Here is a 14,622-nt window from a genome sequence, read left to right as displayed (position 1 = left end):
AATGCAGAATAAAAAATTATCGCGGCAGCGGATGGCGGGCATAAAAAAGCCGTCTCAGGGACGGCTTAGTGTGTGACCATGTCGGGCTTAGTGCAGCACAGAATGAACGCTGGTCACCGGAACGTGCTCTTCTTCTTCGCCCACGATCAACAGATTGTTGGCAAAGGCTTCCAGGATCACCATGGAGATCTGCTCTTCACTCTGTTTCATAAAGTGCGAGAACTGACCAAAGGTTAACCCGGCGGTGGTAATCATTGACTGACAGACAATGAGTTTCGGCAGATTATCATCCTGAATGTCGATAAATGCTTTCACCGTCAGCGAACTGGCATTGATCTGCGACAAATCGCCAACCAATGGTATCAGCGCCGTCGGCTTCACTTCAGCCAGCGCCGAAAACAGAATGACGTTGTCGACCAGATCGATTTTGGCGTCAAACACCCCATCGAAGTTTTGCATGTGCGGCAGATGAAGTGCCTGACAGGCATCGCATTCGAACCAGGTGATATTTTGCTGATCCAGCCAGCGACGCAGCAGGTCGATATCCGGAACGACAAGAGAATCCATCGTAAAATCCCAGTGGGGTGATAAACAGGCGACTTAGCTTACGGAAAAATGCGCGACGATGCCATGAAAACCGCTGAAAAGCGCGTGTCAGCCAGCGGTTTTAGGACGGAGCCCGGGGATGGCCTGCTGCTCAATCCGTTCGATCATCAGGGCGGCGATGTTAAGGTCACTGCTGGTTTCAATGCCTTCAAGACCGGGCGAGGCGTTAACTTCCATCACCAGCGGGCCGCGATGGGCGCGCAGAATATCGACGCCCGCCACTTCCAGCCCGAGCGTAGCCGCCGCTTTCACGGCGATCTGGCGCTCCTGTTGCGTAATGACGACGGGATAAGCTTTGCCGCCGCGATGCAGATTAGAGCGAAAGTCGCCCTCTTTCGCCACCCGCTCAATCGCTGCCACCACCTGATTGCCAATCACCAGACAGCGAACATCACGACCCTGCGCTTCTTTAATAAACTCCTGCACCAGAATATGGGCATTCAGGCCGCGAAAGGCATCGATAACGCTTTCTGCCGCCTGCCGCGTCTCCGCCAGCACCACGCCAATGCCCTGGGTACCTTCCACCAGCTTGACCACCAGCGGCGCACCGCCGACAAGGGCGATCAGATCAGCGGTGTCATCGGGTGAGGAGGCAAAGCCGGTGACCGGCATGTCGATGCCTTCCCGTGCCAGCAGCTGCAGCGAGCGCAATTTGTCACGGGTGCGGGTAATGGCGGCGGACTCATTCAGCGGATAGCTGCCGCACATCTCAAACTGTCGCAGCACGGCCGTGCCATAAAAAGTGATAGGGTTGCCGATGCGCGGGATAACCGCATCAAAATGGCCCAGCGGTTCACCACAGTAGTGAACCGCCGGTGAGGCGGGATTAATATTCATATAGCAGGAGAGCGGATCGATGATCTGAACCTGGTGGCCGCGTGCGGCGGCCTCCTCACGCAGTCGCCGACTGGAGTAGAGCGTCTCATCACGTGACAGGATAGCTATCTTCATCGCTGCTCTCCCTTACTGGCTTAACGCGTGGCCCAGCCCTGCTGATGCAGATAATCGAGCATAAACGGACGCGTCTCTTTAATGATCAGGCGCTGGATCAGCTCACTCCAGGTTTCGCTGCGCTGGTTGCTGCCGCGCTGCTGATAATAGAGTTCTGTGCGGCTATCGTATTCGGCCAGTACCGCCGGATCCAGCGGCTGATAGCGGTTCTCATGCACCAGCATCGCGTGCGGCATACGCGGTTTGACGTCCGGCTTTGACTCCGGATGGCCCAGGCAAAAACCAAACAACGGCAGAACAAATTTCGGCAGGCCCAGCAGTTTGGTTACTTCCACGATACTGTTACGGATTCCGCCGATAAAGACGCCGCCCAGATCCAGCGATTCCGCTGCGACCATGGCATTCTGACCCATCAGCGCGGTATCGACGCAGCCCAGCAGCAACTGCTCGGCACGACCCAGCTGCGCATCAGGGCAAATCTGCAGGTGGCGATTAAAGTCAGCGCAGAAGATCCAGAACTCAGGCGCATCCGCGACCCAGGTCTGTCCGCCCGTCAGCGTCACCAGCTTGTCGCGCAGGGCTTTGTCGGTGATACGGATAATGGAAGAACACTGTAAAAAACTGGATGTGGACGCCGATTGCGCCGCAGTAATAATCGCTTCACGTTGTGTTTCGCTGACCGGCTGGTCAGTAAAGGCGCGGATTGAACGATGGCTGCACAGTAAATCAATGGTCGGTGTCATAAAGTCTCCAGCAATATTATCTTTTTTTGTCAGTTTGATTAAACAGCTGTGGTGCTATCGCTTTCGCGGTGCGCCACATTAACAGCCAGGCAGCAGGTAGCATCAGAACCACGCCAGCAATAAACAGCACAGTGGCCAGCGTTTTTACATCCGCCTTGTCTGGCAGCGGAAGCCAGTGGTTGATCAGCAGCAGCGCGGCCACGATTAACAGGCCGCCAGCCGCCTCCAGCACCACCACAAACCGGGGTAATCTGGCTACACTCTGCATGATATCCTCCTGCCTTAGCGGCTGACTGAGCGTCAATTATGGTCAACAACCCAAAAATTGCGCGAGATACACGGGCTGCCGGCGCGAAAAAGCCTCTGATTCAGAGGCTTCCTGACCGGGCAGCGATAGCGTGCGGGCATCAGACTAACAGGCAAATCCTGCTTTCCTTAAGCGATACGAGCGGGCATCATGGTTGCCATTCTCTGTTTCATTGTGTGATACACATCACATAATAGTCGCTGCAAGGAGTTCTCAATGATTGCTGTTATTTTTGGTCGTCCGGGCTGTCCCTACTGTGTGCGTGCCCATGAACTGGCCGACAAACTAACCGCTGAACGTGATGATTTTAGCTACCAGTATGTCGATATTAACGCAGAAGGCATTACTAAAGCCGACCTGGAAGCGAGCGCCGGTAAACCGGTCAGCACCGTGCCACAGATTTTCGTCGACGAAAAACATATCGGTGGCTACACCGAGTTTGCGGCCTGGACCAAAGAGAATCTGGGATTTGCCGCGTAAGCGCTGATACCCGGAATGAAAAAGGCGAGCCAGGATTTTCCTGTCTCGCCTTTTTGCGCTCTGCCGGTCATCCATCGCCCAACACTGTTTAATTGAGTGATGCCATCACTATCTGCATCAACCGCACCAGCAAAGCCCCGCAGCCTGCCCAGAACAGCGCGCTGAGGCTCCATGCGACCACAAAAAGTGCATTGCTGTGGATAAACAGGCTGCTGTTTAACAGCAGTGCTGCCAGTAACGTTCCCCATAGCCCCATCAGCAGGGTGCTTTTTAGCGGGCTCTCCACCTGCACCAATGCCATCACAATACCGGGCAACATAAAGAGCAGTAATTCGGGCTGACCACGAAGCGGGCCGGGACCGACCTGCCAGAAATGACAGGTAAAGACAAACACCAGACTGTACAACACCACGCCGCACAGGCGGGTAGTCCAGAGATAAGAACGCTGCGGCATACCACCCCACTGATTAAAAGTAACCCCGACAATAACCTGCTGATAACCCTGATGCGTTCAGATGGAAATAAAAAGAAACAGTTCGCTGTGGCAACGAATGAAAACAGCCAATGGCTGTGAAAGATATTTGTGATTAGAATAGCGCCGCGGTAAAGGTTCCATTTGCAGTACTGATGCAACAGCACCTCAACGGCCTGCTCACGATAGCGAAAAACAGGCTACTCTTCAATAGGTTACATGTAAACAAGAAGTTAAACAGTGAATATTAACGTCGCAGGATTGTTAAGCGGAAATGACATTTTGTTATTGTTTGTCGTTTTAGCGCTCGGCCTCTGTCTGGGTAAGTTGCGTCTGGGCTCGGTTCAGCTGGGAAATTCAATTGGCGTATTAGTGGTTTCGCTCTTATTAGGCCAGCAGCACTTTACGATCAATACCGATGCATTGAGTCTGGGCTTTATGCTGTTTATTTTTTGTGTCGGCGTCGAAGCGGGTCCCAACTTTTTTTCCATTTTCTTTCGCGACGGCAAAAACTATTTCATGCTCGCCATCGTCATGGTGGTCAGCGCACTGTTGCTGGCGCTGGGACTGGGCAAACTCTTTGGCTGGGATATCGGTCTCACCGCCGGCATGCTGGCCGGGTCGATGACCTCAACGCCGGTACTGGTCGGGGCGGGCGATACCCTGCGGCAAAGCATCAGCGATCCGAAGCAGCTTGGACTGATGCAGGATCAGCTGAGCCTCGGTTATGCCGTGACCTATCTGATAGGCCTGGTCAGTCTGATTTTCGGCGCACGTTATCTGCCCCGTCTGCAACATCAGGATCTGCCCACCTGCGCCCAGCAGATCGCCCGGGAGCGCGGTCTGGATGCGGACAGCCAGCGCAAAGTTTTCCTCCCGGTGATCCGCGCCTATCGCGTCGGTCCGGAACTGGTGGCATGGAGCGGCGGCAAAAACCTGCGCGAACTGGGTATCTATCGTCAGACCGGTTGCTACATTGAGCGCATCCGCCGCAACGGTATTCTCGCCAGTCCCGATGGTGATGCGGTGTTACAGCTCGGCGATGATATCTCGCTGGTGGGCTATCCCGATGCTCACGCCCGGCTCGACCCCAGCTTCCGCAACGGCAAAGAGGTTTTTGACCGCGACCTGCTGGATATGCGCATCGTCACTGAAGAGATCGTGGTGAAAAACCACAATGCGGTAAACAAACGCCTCAGCAAGTTAAACCTCACCGATCACGGCTGCTTCCTGAACCGGGTGATACGCAGTCAGATTGAGATGCCGATCGACGACAGTATCATGCTGAACAAAGGTGATGTGCTGCAGGTCAGCGGCGAGGCACGACGAGTGAAAAGCGTGGCGGATCGCATTGGCTTTATCGCGATTCACAGTCAGATGACCGATCTTTTAGCCTTCTGCGCCTTCTTTATCGTGGGTCTGATGATTGGTCTGATCACCTTCCAGTTCAGCAATTTCAGTTTTGGTATTGGTAACGCCGCGGGCCTGCTGTTCGCCGGTATCATGCTCGGCTTCCTGCGCGCCAACCATCCAACCTTTGGTTATATTCCGCAGGGCGCGCTCACTATGGTGAAAGAGTTCGGTCTGATGGTGTTTATGGCGGGAGTGGGATTGAGTGCCGGTAGCGGCATTAATCACGGCCTGAGCAGCGATGGTGCGCTGATGCTGCTTTGCGGCCTGCTGGTCAGCCTGATTCCGGTGATCATCTGCTATCTGTTTGGTGCTTATGTGTTGCGGATGAACCGCGCCCTGCTGTTTGGCGCCATCATGGGCGCACGTACCTGCGCACCGGCCATGGAGATCATCAGTGATACGGCACGCAGCAATATCCCGGCGCTGGGCTATGCCGGGACCTATGCCATCGCCAACGTGTTGCTGACGCTGGCGGGAACGCTGATTGTGATTATCTGGCCGATATTGCCCCTATAAAATTTTTTTGCCTGCGTCCAGAACTTTATTGTTAAGGGATAGTCATAATAAGTGCCACTGCTTTTCTTTGAAATCCCCAAATTGTGGAGCCCGCTGGTCTTTTTCCCGGCGGGTTTTTTTATGCCCTTTTTTCGTCCCTGCCCGCCATTCCCCGCCTGATTCACAACTGCATGTGTCATAAAACTTAAACCGTTACACAACTCAACGGCAGATTAAGAGCCTTTCTATAGACGAACAAAACGGTAAAAAGCAGGATAGACCGCTGTTTAGTTAGCAATTTGTGCTGACTGATTGGGTGAGCGAGTTGTCGCTGACCGTTTTTTTTGCCGCTGTTATCGGGCCGGGCTGGCGGGATGCTGCCAGCTGCCGTTAACCGGACTGTCTGCTGAGGAATTTATCCCGAAATGGAAGAGCTGAACCATTCACTGTTTACTGCCATTAATGCCACACCGGCTTCACCCGCCTGGTTACTGCAGCTGGCGACGTTTTTTGCCAAAGATCTGATCGCCATCGTGCCGCTGTTAATCGTAGCGATGTGGCTCTGGGGACCGCGCGATCAGGTTTCTTCGCAGCGGGTGCTGGTACTGAAAACCGGTATGGCGCTGATCTATGCGCTGGCGATCTCCTGGTCTGTGGGCCAGCTGTTGCCGCATCCCCGCCCTTTCGCTATCGGTTTTGGTTATCAGTTCCTGCATCACGCCGCCGATGACTCCTATCCCAGCGATCACGGCACCACGATATTCACCTTTGCACTGGCCTTTATCTTCTGGCATCGCCTCTGGTCAGGTGTGGTTCTGATGGTGGCCGGTTGCGCTATTGCCTGGTCGCGGGTCTACCTTGGCGTTCACTGGCCAATGGATATGCTGGGCGGGTTCCTGGTGGGGCTGCTGAGCTGTCTGGCTTCGCATCTGGCGTGGCAGTTCTATGGCGAGCGGATGCTGGCGGTAATCAATCCACTCTATCGGTCGCTGTTTGCCGTGCCGATTCGCAAAGGCTGGACGCAGGATTAAGAAAGGGACGCGTTAGCGTCCCTGAAGCTGTCGGAAAAAAACTGCACCTGACAGCGGTGAGATCGAGCCTGCGCAGGGAACTGGGTCAGATCGGAAAGACGCAAAAACCGCCATCCATGGCATGCTCGGCCCGCGCCATCCCTGGCGCGGGACGCTTTCCTCTTCTGACCCAGCTCCCTGCGCGCTGAGCTAATGCGTTGCGGTTAGATCCTGTTTTAGAAACAGCGCTCGTCTGAGAGGAACACATCAGCGTCCCTGCTTACTTATGAAAACCACTTCCCGAACCAGCCATTGAATTTCATCATCACGAAATCAAACATCCGGCTGAAGAACCCGCCTTCCGGCACATCCTGCATCACCACCAGCGGCCGCTGCTCAATCGTTTTCCCGTCCAGCTGGAAATCGATGGTGCCGACCACCTGATTCTTCTTCAGCGGAGCTTCCAGCTGCGGCGTAGTGAGTCTGAAACTCGCCTTCAGATTCTTCATCTGCCCTTTAGGGATGGTCAGCGCAGCATCTTTCGCCACGCCCAGATTGACCTGGCTGCGATCACCGAACCAGACCCGCTGCTGCGCAAACGGTGCATCCGCTTTAATCGGCGTGACCGTTTCAAAGAAACGGAAGCCCCATGTCAGCAGCTTTTCACTTTCGCGGAAACGAATCGCATCGCTGGCGGTGCCCAGCACCACCGAGATCAGACGCATATCCCCTTCGGTTGCTGAAGCGACCAGGTTATTCCCCGCGCCTGAGGTGTGGCCGGTTTTGACGCCATCAACCTTGAGATTGGTGCTCCACAACAGGCGGTTGCGGTTGATCTGGCGAATATTATTGAAGGTGAACTCTTTCTCTTTATTCAGCGCGTACTCTTCGGGCACATCGCGGATCAGCGCCTGAGCAATCAGCGCCATGTCACGCGCGGTACTGTACTGCCCTTCTGCATCCAGACCATGCACCGTCATAAAGTGGGTATTCTGCAGTCCCAGCGCCTTCACGTAGTTGTTCATCAGGCCGATAAACGAATCCTGACTGCCCGCCACATAATCCGCCAGCGCAATACAGGCGTCATTGCCGGACTGGATCACGATTCCCTTATTCAGCTCATGCACCGGAATACGATCGCCCGGCTTGAGGAACATCAGCGACGAGCCGCGCAGCTTAGGATTGCCGGTGGCCCAGGCATCCTGTCCGACGGTAACCAGGTCATCCGGCTTGATTTTGCCCGCTTTAATCGCCTGACCCACAACATAGCTGGTCATCATTTTAGTCAGACTGGCGGGGTCGAGGCGCTGATCGGCACTGGATTCGGTTAACACCTTACCGCTGGCGTAGTCGATCAGAATCCACGCTTTAGCATCAATGCCTGGCGCGGCGGGAGCCTGCTCAGCAAAAACGCTGACGGGGGCAAGAATCAGTAATGAAGTGGCAGCAAGGTGCCGCAGGCGAGATGTGAAGCGAGTGTTTGTCATGGGCTTGGCCGGATTGTCCTTGTTAAATCGAAATTCCAGGGGCAGAAAATTCTCACTCAAACGCTAACCCTTGACGGCAGCGAAAAAAACCGTCGAATCGTAAAGTTTTTTAGAGTTTAGTAGAGTAACCCTGGCATAAGTGCCGCGCGCGTGCCGCTTTTCCCCGATTCTGTCGCTATCAAAACTGCGTGAAATTCCGATTTTTCGCAGAAGAGTTAAGCCCGTCACAAATATCAGTTAACCTGAACGCCAGTCAGCCGAGGAGACCGACCATGGACTTAGCCCTTTTTGATCTGGATGAAACACTCATTTGTGAAGACAGCACCAGCCTGTGGCTGCGCTGGCTGGTATCACAGGGATTCGCCCCCAGTGAACTGATTGATCAGGAACAGGCATTAATGAGCCAGTACTATGCCGGTACGCTGTCGATTGAAGAGTATATGAATAAAACACTCTCCCCCCTGGCGGGCATGGCCACGCTTACCGTTGAAGGCTGGGTGCGCCGCTTCATTCACCGCGACATCATGCCACGCGTTTATCCTGCAGCCCGCGAGCGGATTGAGTGGCACCGGGCGCGTGGCGACAAGGTCATGATCATCTCCGCCAGCGGCGAGCATCTGGTGGTGCCGATTGCAGAAAAGCTGGGTGCCTGCGGCGCGCTGGCGATTGGCGTTGAAATCGTGGACGAGCGCTACAGCGGCAACACTTACGGCACCATGACCTATAAAGAGGGCAAAGTCACGCGACTGGGTGACTGGAAAGCGCTGCAGCAGGACGAGGCCTTTGACCGCACCTGGGCCTACAGCGATTCGATGAACGACCTGCCGCTACTGGAACAGGCCGATCATGCCCATGTCATCAACCCTGACGAACAGTTACACAAGGAAGCGTTAAACCGCGGCTGGCAGGTTTATCACTGGGCGCGCTGACTCCGAGCTTATTCCATAAGGCGTAACTGTTGCTGGCAGCCTGGACACGGACAGCGCGGAACAATCCGTAGTACACGTAGTCCGTGAGGATTACTCGCTGCGCTCGCCCCTTCAGGGCCGCCCTGACGGGCGTTCAGGTTGCTAAAGCAGCCTGTGTGAGCACTGCCCAGGCCCAGACTGACCAATAAAATAGCCCGGGGACAGGCTCTTAGCCGCGGGACGCACCAGCGTCCTGCGCTAATCCCACTTTCAGCAGCTTGCCATTGGCCTCATCGGTCAGCACATAGAGCCAGCCATCCGGCCCCTGGCGAACATCGCGAATGCGCGCCTTCTGATCGTCCAGCAGACGCTGCTCTTCCACCACTTTCTCGCCGTTGATACTCAGACGAATCAGGTTTTTCTCTTTCAGAGCGCCGATAAACAGCGAGTTTTTCCACTGCGGAAAACGGGCGCTATTGTAGAACGCCATGCCGCTGATGGCCGGAGAATCCTTCCAGTGATAAAGCGGCGGTTCGGTACCCGCAACCTGTGTGCCTTGTGACTCCGGCACTTTGTCACCGCTATAGTCGATGCCGTAGGTTGCCAGCGGCCAGCCGTAATTCTTGCCCCGCTCCATGATATTCACTTCATCGCCGCCGCGCGGGCCATGTTCATTTTCCCATATCTTGCCGGTCCAGGGGTTAAGCGCCAGCCCCTGCGGATTACGCAAACCATAGGCCCAGATCTCTGGCCGTGCGTCGCGCTGTTTCGCAAACGGGTTATCGTCCGGCACGCTGCCATCGGCGTTGAGCCGCAGCAGTTTGCCCTGCAGCTTATCGAGATCCTGCGCAGTGCTGCTGGCAAAGTTATCGCCGAAGGCGATCCAGAGATAGCCCTGAGTATCAAACGCCAGCCGGGTACCGATGTTGTTGCCACTGGAGAGCATCGGCGTCTGCCGAATCACCTCGCGGAAATCGCTGAGTTGCCGGTTATCCTTGCTCAGCGTGCCCACGCCTACCACCGCGCCCGCTTTGCCACTGCTGTTCGCTTCGGTATAGCTAAGCCAGACGCGACGACTGGTGGCAAAATCGGGTGCCAGCACGACGTCCAGCAGGCCACTCTGCCGTTCTGCCCAGACCTTTGGCACGCCCTGGATCGGCTGCGACAGGCCGCTCTCCGGGCTCCAGCTGCGCAGTTGTCCGCTACGTTCGGTAATCAGCAGCGTTTTGTTATCGGGCAGGAAGGCGACGGACCATGGATGTTGTAACTTATCCTGTAATACCTCGACCTTTACGTCGGCGGCAAACAGGGGGGCGGTACAGAACAGGGAGCCACTTAGCAACAAAGCAGTTGAGAAACGGGCCATAACGATCTCCTGACGGGATAGAATGCCCTTAAGCGTAGTCAGCCCCTCTGCAATGATGTTGAGGATTTACAAAAGATTAATCAGGGCGACAGCGCTCTGCTGTCGCCCGTCAGAGTCAGGGCGCGTTAAAACTTACCGTGTCACGCACCATCGTATCGATACCAGGCTTCAGCTCGTCAAAGGTGATCGGCGTATTGCTGTTACTGACCGTTTTGCCAAAGGCTTTGCGAACCACCCGGATCATCGGTTTGCCCGTCACCGCATCGCTGGCTTCTATTTCCAGAAACAGTTCGCTGTTCTGAGTACGATGCCCTGACGCCGCCATGGTGCTGGCAACGACCGCGGCAACCGGTACCACTTCATAAAACTGCACGCCCTGATTTTCTGCTGACACGGCGGTAATGGCGGCCCTTACCTTCAGGGTATGCGGCGTAGCCTGATTCACCAGCGGCAGGCGGGTGGCTATCGCGCCTTTTAGCTGGATCTCGGTGTAACTGAGCACCTGATCCAGCGTTTGCTGAGTGACGCGTGGCGTGGGGTGCGCCGCCGGGTAGTAGATCAGCGATGTATAAAGCACATCTTTATAATGGCTGCTTTGATAGTCGGGTGATATCCAGCGCAGAGTCGGTTCACCACTGGCTGACGACGTCGGTTGCAACTGGCTGTAATCGCTTAAAAAACCTGAATATTGCTGCTTATCAGCAACATGAGAAGTACAACCACTGAGCAGCACGGCAGAGACCGCCAGAAGAGCAGCAACGGAAGTTTTACGCATCATCAACTCGCTTGTATCAGGAAGGTTTAAGCAAGCATAGATAAGCCAGAGGGGAAATGCAGAATAACAGAGGCGGTTTTACGCTGTTATGCAGAATGAGTAGCAGGAAAACCCGCTGCAGAGCACAGCGGGCGAAAAAGATTACTCAAAGCAGGTATCAGGATTCTCAGACAGGGTGATGAACTGTTTGCCCCCCTGGGTCAGCGCCATAATGGTGCCGCTTTCGATATCGTAAACCCAGCCGTGCAGACGCAGCTTACCGTTACGCAGCGCGACGGAGACGGAAGGATGGGTTTTCATGTTGTTCAACTGGGCGATGACGTTCTCTTTGACCATCTCGTTCAGCTTCTTCTCTGGCGAGTCATACTCACGCTGCTCAACCACCGCTTTTGCCGCATCGGCATAGCGCAGCCAGTGCTCAACCGCAGGCATGGTATCCATGCAGGCGCAGGAGGCGATGGCGTTCATGGCACCACAGTTAGAGTGACCACAGATGATGATGTCGGAGACGCCCAGCGCGACCACCGCATATTCGATAGTGGCGGAGACACCGCCTGGCTCCGGGCCAAATGAGGGAACGATGTTGCCCGCATTGCGGATAACGAACAGCTCTCCTGGCTCCTGCTGCGTCACCAGTTCAGGCACCAGACGGCTATCTGAACAGGAGATGAACAGCGCTTTCGGATTTTGATTTGATGCCAGGCTTTTGAAAAGATCCTTCCTTTCAGGAAACACATTCTGCTGGAAATTCAGAAATCCGTTGATGATCTCTTTCATTATTTAGCTCTCACATTATCCATTTCATTACCTGAGGGGCATAGCCCCCTCAGTGGGGTTTGCCCGTTTATTATTAATGAAAACAAGTGAATATCAACCCGCCTTTTACCGGATGCTCTAAACAACGGCCACTGTCAGCGTTTCGCTTGTTCATCAGTCAGAGGCTCCGCAGCCAATTTCTTTTTATAGCACGGGAAGTTATTGGAAAAAGCACGGTTTGAACCGCCCGTTTTTTTGCCTGTGCTGTGGATCGGCTTTTACGCGTTTTTTCACTACTTTACGCCCCCGGCTCGCCAGCAGAAAAGGTTTCTCTTCTGCTGCTGTCTGACCTTATCTGGCAAGCGTGGCGGGCTATGGCGTTTTAGGGCATGGTGAAACGGCTGCGCATCTGGCAGCACGGGCGCTGCGCCCAAGCCTTTGCAGGCAAGGAATGAGGGATAAGATTGAGCAGGACGGGTTTCATTAAAACAACCCCAGCAGCAGGGGTTAGCGGCTGCCGGGAGAGCAGGATTAACGCTTAGCCATACTGCTGCTGATGCGCTTTTTTACGTCGCAGATAGTCTTCATCTGCACGAAGTTTGTCCCAGTAGCCTTTGAAAACAGCCGCCGCCGCGGCTTTTTCCTCGTTGATGCCGCGCGGCAGCTCCTTGCCATCTGCGTCATATTTACGTCCGGCCTTGTGGTTGCTGTAACGGCGCGCACGGGTATACCCCATCTGAATAAATTTACGCGCCATATCCATGCCGACAAAATCATCTTTGCGCCGATACTCCTCAAACAGCGCCATGATTTTCTCAGCCGACTCTTCAGCAATGGGAACGGTACGAAAACGCCAGTGTGGCAGTATTTCGCCTTTATAAGGCTCGACCATCAGCACGCCCTGCTCACCACGCCCGACCTGATAAAGCTCGGGGTGCTGGCGGAAGTCGATAGTGCTGAAGTCCTGATCATAATCGAAAGGTTTCATCTCTTTAGTTTAGGATCAAGTGCGTCGCGCAGCCCGTCTCCGAGTAAATTAAATGCCAGAACGGTAAGGAAGATGGCCAGGCTAGGGAAAATTGCCACGTGAGGCGCGATAACCATGTCGGCCCGCGCCTCATTCAGCATCGCCCCCCACTCCGGCGTAGGCGGTTGTGCGCCCAGCCCCAGAAACGACAGGCTGGCCGCGGTAATGATTGAGGTACCGACCCGCATGGTGAAATAGACCACAATCGGCGATACCGTGCCGGGCAGGATATGCCGCATCAGGATAGTCCAGTCAGAAGCGCCGATGCTGCGTGCCGACTCAATATAGGTCTGATGCTTCAGCACCAGCGTATTGCCGCGAACCAGCCGGGCAAAAGCCGGGATACTGAAGATAGCGACTGCCACAATCACATTACTCATGCCGCTGCCCATAATCGCCACCACCGCAATCGCCAGCAGAATGCCGGGAAAGGCAAACAGCACATCGCAGATACGCATGGTGATGCGGTCCCACCAGCCTTCGTAATAGCCGGCTAACAGACCAAAGAATGTGCCGATCAGCGCGCCGATCACTACCGAAAAGAAGCCCGCAATCAGGGAAATCCGCGTGCCGACCAGCACCCGACTGAAAATGTCACGCCCCAGCGAATCGACGCCAAACAGATGCATCAGCGAGGGGCCGTCATTGAGCCGGTCATAATCGAAGTAGTTCTCTGCGTCGAACGGCGCAATCCACGGGGCAATAACCGCCAGCACAATCAGTACCAGCACAAACAGCCCGGCCAGCAGCGCCACCGGCTGCCCTCTGAAACGCCGCCAGAATTCACGCCACGGCGTTCGCACCCGATTCTCCGCAATCAGCGGCATCGTTTTCAGTGCCGCTTCGCGTCGCCAGTTTTTCATCGCGACTCCTTAAAGCGAATAGCGGGATTAATCACCGCATAGAGCATGTCGACAAACAGGTTGATCAGAATAAACTCCAATGAAAACAGCAAAACTTCTGCCTGAATAACCGGGTAGTCGCGCATCGCCACGGAATCGACCAGCAGTCGCCCCAGGCCCGGCCAGTTAAACACCACCTCGACCACGATCGATCCGCCCAGCAGGAAACCAAACTGCAGCCCCATCATCGTCACCACCGGGATCATGGCGTTGCGCAGGCCATGCTTCACCACCACCAGCGACTCGCGCACCCCTTTGGCCCGGGCGGTCCGCATATAATCTTCCTGCATCACCTCCACGAACGAGGCACGGGTAAAGCGCGCCATCACCGCCGCCACCGCCGCACCCAGGGTGATGGAGGGCAGAATGTAATGTTTCCAGCTCTCTGCACCGACGGTTGGCAGCCATCCCAGTTCAACTGAGAAGACCTGCATCAGCAGCATGCCCAGCGCAAAGGCGGGAAACGAAATGCCCGACACCGCCAGCGTCATCCCCAGTCGATCGGGCCAGCGATTGCGCCAGACAGCAGAAACGATGCCGATTGCCATGCCAAAAATCACGGCCCAGATCATGCTGACCAGCGTCAGCCACAGGGTCGGCATAAAGCGTGAGGCGATCTCCTCCGCGACCGGCCGCTTCGAGACCATCGACTGGCCGAAATCGCCCTGCAGCGCATTCAGCATAAAGTGCCAGAACTGCTGCGGCAGCGGCAGGTCGAGTCCCAGCTCCTGACGCACCAGCGCCACAACCGAGGCATCGGCTTCCGGCCCGGCGATCAGACGCGCCGGGTCGCCCGGCAGCAGGTGAACAAACAGGAACACCAGCACCGCCACAATCAGCAGCGTGGGGATCAGCCCAAAGAGTCGTTTGAGAAAATAGTTAAACATGCAACATCCTGCAGCTGCGGCCAGCCTCACGGGCTGG

At 55.3% G+C, this 14,622-nt stretch carries 16 protein-coding genes; 4 read left to right on the top strand and 12 right to left on the bottom strand.

All coding sequences use genetic code 11. From position 1 onward, the window contains the following. Positions 1-87 precede the first annotated feature (87 nt). From HFD95_RS05605 to HFD95_RS05590, 4 genes are all read right to left on the bottom strand, one after another. Positions 88-567, bottom strand: coding sequence for a YbjN domain-containing protein (locus HFD95_RS05605; protein ID WP_022625960.1), 480 nt, complete (start codon positions 565-567; stop codon positions 88-90). 87 nt (positions 568-654) lie between these two features. After that, the gene (gene rimK, locus HFD95_RS05600) at positions 655-1,557 is read right to left on the bottom strand and encodes a 30S ribosomal protein S6--L-glutamate ligase (RefSeq protein WP_010254416.1); all 903 of its coding nucleotides are present in this window, start codon (positions 1,555-1,557) and stop codon (positions 655-657) included. A gap of 20 nt (positions 1,558-1,577) precedes the next feature. Beyond that, complete coding sequence (gene nfsA / locus HFD95_RS05595; protein WP_167429929.1) at positions 1,578-2,300, bottom strand: oxygen-insensitive NADPH nitroreductase; 723 nt, start codon at positions 2,298-2,300, stop codon at positions 1,578-1,580. Between the two features lie 16 nt (positions 2,301-2,316). Then, the gene (locus HFD95_RS05590) at positions 2,317-2,568 is read right to left on the bottom strand and encodes a DUF1418 family protein (protein WP_010254414.1); all 252 of its coding nucleotides are present in this window, start codon (positions 2,566-2,568) and stop codon (positions 2,317-2,319) included. A gap of 255 nt (positions 2,569-2,823) precedes the next feature. On the opposite strand from HFD95_RS05590, the gene HFD95_RS05585 reads away from it, so the two are divergent. Then, positions 2,824-3,087: a GrxA family glutaredoxin gene (locus HFD95_RS05585; protein ID WP_010254413.1), complete on the top strand. Its 264-nt coding sequence runs from the start codon at positions 2,824-2,826 to the stop codon at positions 3,085-3,087. Positions 3,088-3,175: 88 nt separating this feature from the next. Here HFD95_RS05585 and ybjM read toward each other — a convergent pair whose 3' ends face one another. Next, complete coding sequence (gene ybjM, locus HFD95_RS05580) at positions 3,176-3,541, bottom strand: inner membrane protein YbjM (RefSeq protein ID WP_010254412.1); 366 nt, start codon at positions 3,539-3,541, stop codon at positions 3,176-3,178. Positions 3,542-3,799: 258 nt separating this feature from the next. On the opposite strand from ybjM, the gene HFD95_RS05575 reads away from it, so the two are divergent. Beyond that, positions 3,800-5,488, top strand: a complete 1,689-nt coding sequence (locus HFD95_RS05575) for an aspartate:alanine antiporter (protein WP_010254410.1) — start codon at positions 3,800-3,802, stop codon at positions 5,486-5,488. Between the two features lie 404 nt (positions 5,489-5,892). Then, positions 5,893-6,498, top strand: a complete 606-nt coding sequence (gene ybjG / locus HFD95_RS05570; RefSeq protein WP_010254408.1) for an undecaprenyl-diphosphate phosphatase — start codon at positions 5,893-5,895, stop codon at positions 6,496-6,498. A gap of 263 nt (positions 6,499-6,761) precedes the next feature. Here the strand turns inward: ybjG and HFD95_RS05565 are convergent, their stop codons facing one another. After that, positions 6,762-7,964, bottom strand: coding sequence for a serine hydrolase (locus tag HFD95_RS05565; protein ID WP_010669738.1), 1,203 nt, complete (start codon positions 7,962-7,964; stop codon positions 6,762-6,764). Between the two features lie 272 nt (positions 7,965-8,236). Between HFD95_RS05565 and HFD95_RS05560 the strand changes: the two genes are divergently transcribed. Then, on the top strand, positions 8,237-8,893 hold the full coding sequence (locus tag HFD95_RS05560) for an HAD family phosphatase (protein ID WP_022625965.1): 657 nt from the start codon (positions 8,237-8,239) through the stop codon (positions 8,891-8,893). 208 nt (positions 8,894-9,101) lie between these two features. Here HFD95_RS05560 and HFD95_RS05555 read toward each other — a convergent pair whose 3' ends face one another. From HFD95_RS05555 to gsiC, 6 genes are all read right to left on the bottom strand, one after another. After that, a complete protein-coding gene (locus HFD95_RS05555) occupies positions 9,102-10,238 on the bottom strand; it encodes a PQQ-dependent sugar dehydrogenase (RefSeq protein WP_167429928.1) in 1,137 nt (378 codons plus the stop codon). Positions 10,239-10,353: 115 nt separating this feature from the next. Next, positions 10,354-11,013 carry a DUF3313 domain-containing protein gene (locus HFD95_RS05550; RefSeq protein WP_022625967.1) on the bottom strand — a complete coding sequence of 220 codons (660 nt, stop codon included), beginning with the start codon at positions 11,011-11,013 and terminating at the stop codon, positions 10,354-10,356. 141 nt (positions 11,014-11,154) lie between these two features. Next, positions 11,155-11,790 (bottom strand): carbonic anhydrase, encoded by a 636-nt coding sequence (locus tag HFD95_RS05545; RefSeq protein WP_010254395.1) that lies wholly within the window; start codon positions 11,788-11,790, stop codon positions 11,155-11,157. Between the two features lie 517 nt (positions 11,791-12,307). Continuing rightward, a complete protein-coding gene (locus tag HFD95_RS05540; RefSeq protein WP_167429927.1) occupies positions 12,308-12,757 on the bottom strand; it encodes a DUF4385 domain-containing protein in 450 nt (149 codons plus the stop codon). Beyond that, positions 12,754-13,659 carry a glutathione ABC transporter permease GsiD gene (gene gsiD / locus HFD95_RS05535; RefSeq protein WP_010254377.1) on the bottom strand — a complete coding sequence of 302 codons (906 nt, stop codon included), beginning with the start codon at positions 13,657-13,659 and terminating at the stop codon, positions 12,754-12,756. The genes HFD95_RS05540 and gsiD overlap by 4 nt, the downstream gene beginning before the upstream one ends. Further along, positions 13,656-14,585, bottom strand: coding sequence for a glutathione ABC transporter permease GsiC (gene gsiC / locus HFD95_RS05530; protein ID WP_010254376.1), 930 nt, complete (start codon positions 14,583-14,585; stop codon positions 13,656-13,658). The genes gsiD and gsiC overlap by 4 nt, the downstream gene beginning before the upstream one ends. Positions 14,586-14,622: the final 37 nt, after the last annotated feature.

The organism is Pantoea sp. EKM10T, from assembly GCF_011800685.1.
Taxonomy (GTDB): Bacteria; Pseudomonadota; Gammaproteobacteria; order Enterobacterales; family Enterobacteriaceae; genus Pantoea; species Pantoea agglomerans.
The sequence above is the reverse complement of the archived record's forward strand: the minus strand, read 5'-3'. Positions and strand labels throughout refer to the sequence as shown.

Excerpts from the sequence above, each read along its gene's own strand:
- HFD95_RS05605 (WP_022625960.1), bottom strand. The coding sequence starts at position 567 with ATGGATTCTCTTGTCGTTCCGGATATCGACCTGCTGCGTCGCTGGCTG.
- rimK (WP_010254416.1), bottom strand. The coding sequence starts at position 1,557 with ATGAAGATAGCTATCCTGTCACGTGATGAGACGCTCTACTCCAGTCGG.
- nfsA (WP_167429929.1), bottom strand. The coding sequence starts at position 2,300 with ATGACACCGACCATTGATTTACTGTGCAGCCATCGTTCAATCCGCGCC.
- HFD95_RS05590 (WP_010254414.1), bottom strand. The coding sequence starts at position 2,568 with ATGCAGAGTGTAGCCAGATTACCCCGGTTTGTGGTGGTGCTGGAGGCG.
- HFD95_RS05585 (WP_010254413.1), top strand. The coding sequence starts at position 2,824 with ATGATTGCTGTTATTTTTGGTCGTCCGGGCTGTCCCTACTGTGTGCGT.
- ybjM (WP_010254412.1), bottom strand. The coding sequence starts at position 3,541 with ATGCCGCAGCGTTCTTATCTCTGGACTACCCGCCTGTGCGGCGTGGTG.
- ybjG (WP_010254408.1), top strand. The coding sequence starts at position 5,893 with ATGGAAGAGCTGAACCATTCACTGTTTACTGCCATTAATGCCACACCG.
- HFD95_RS05565 (WP_010669738.1), bottom strand. The coding sequence starts at position 7,964 with ATGACAAACACTCGCTTCACATCTCGCCTGCGGCACCTTGCTGCCACT.
- HFD95_RS05560 (WP_022625965.1), top strand. The coding sequence starts at position 8,237 with ATGGACTTAGCCCTTTTTGATCTGGATGAAACACTCATTTGTGAAGAC.
- HFD95_RS05555 (WP_167429928.1), bottom strand. The coding sequence starts at position 10,238 with ATGGCCCGTTTCTCAACTGCTTTGTTGCTAAGTGGCTCCCTGTTCTGT.
- HFD95_RS05550 (WP_022625967.1), bottom strand. The coding sequence starts at position 11,013 with ATGCGTAAAACTTCCGTTGCTGCTCTTCTGGCGGTCTCTGCCGTGCTG.
- HFD95_RS05545 (WP_010254395.1), bottom strand. The coding sequence starts at position 11,790 with ATGAAAGAGATCATCAACGGATTTCTGAATTTCCAGCAGAATGTGTTT.
- HFD95_RS05540 (WP_167429927.1), bottom strand. The coding sequence starts at position 12,757 with ATGAAACCTTTCGATTATGATCAGGACTTCAGCACTATCGACTTCCGC.
- gsiD (WP_010254377.1), bottom strand. The coding sequence starts at position 13,659 with ATGAAAAACTGGCGACGCGAAGCGGCACTGAAAACGATGCCGCTGATT.
- gsiC (WP_010254376.1), bottom strand. The coding sequence starts at position 14,585 with ATGTTTAACTATTTTCTCAAACGACTCTTTGGGCTGATCCCCACGCTG.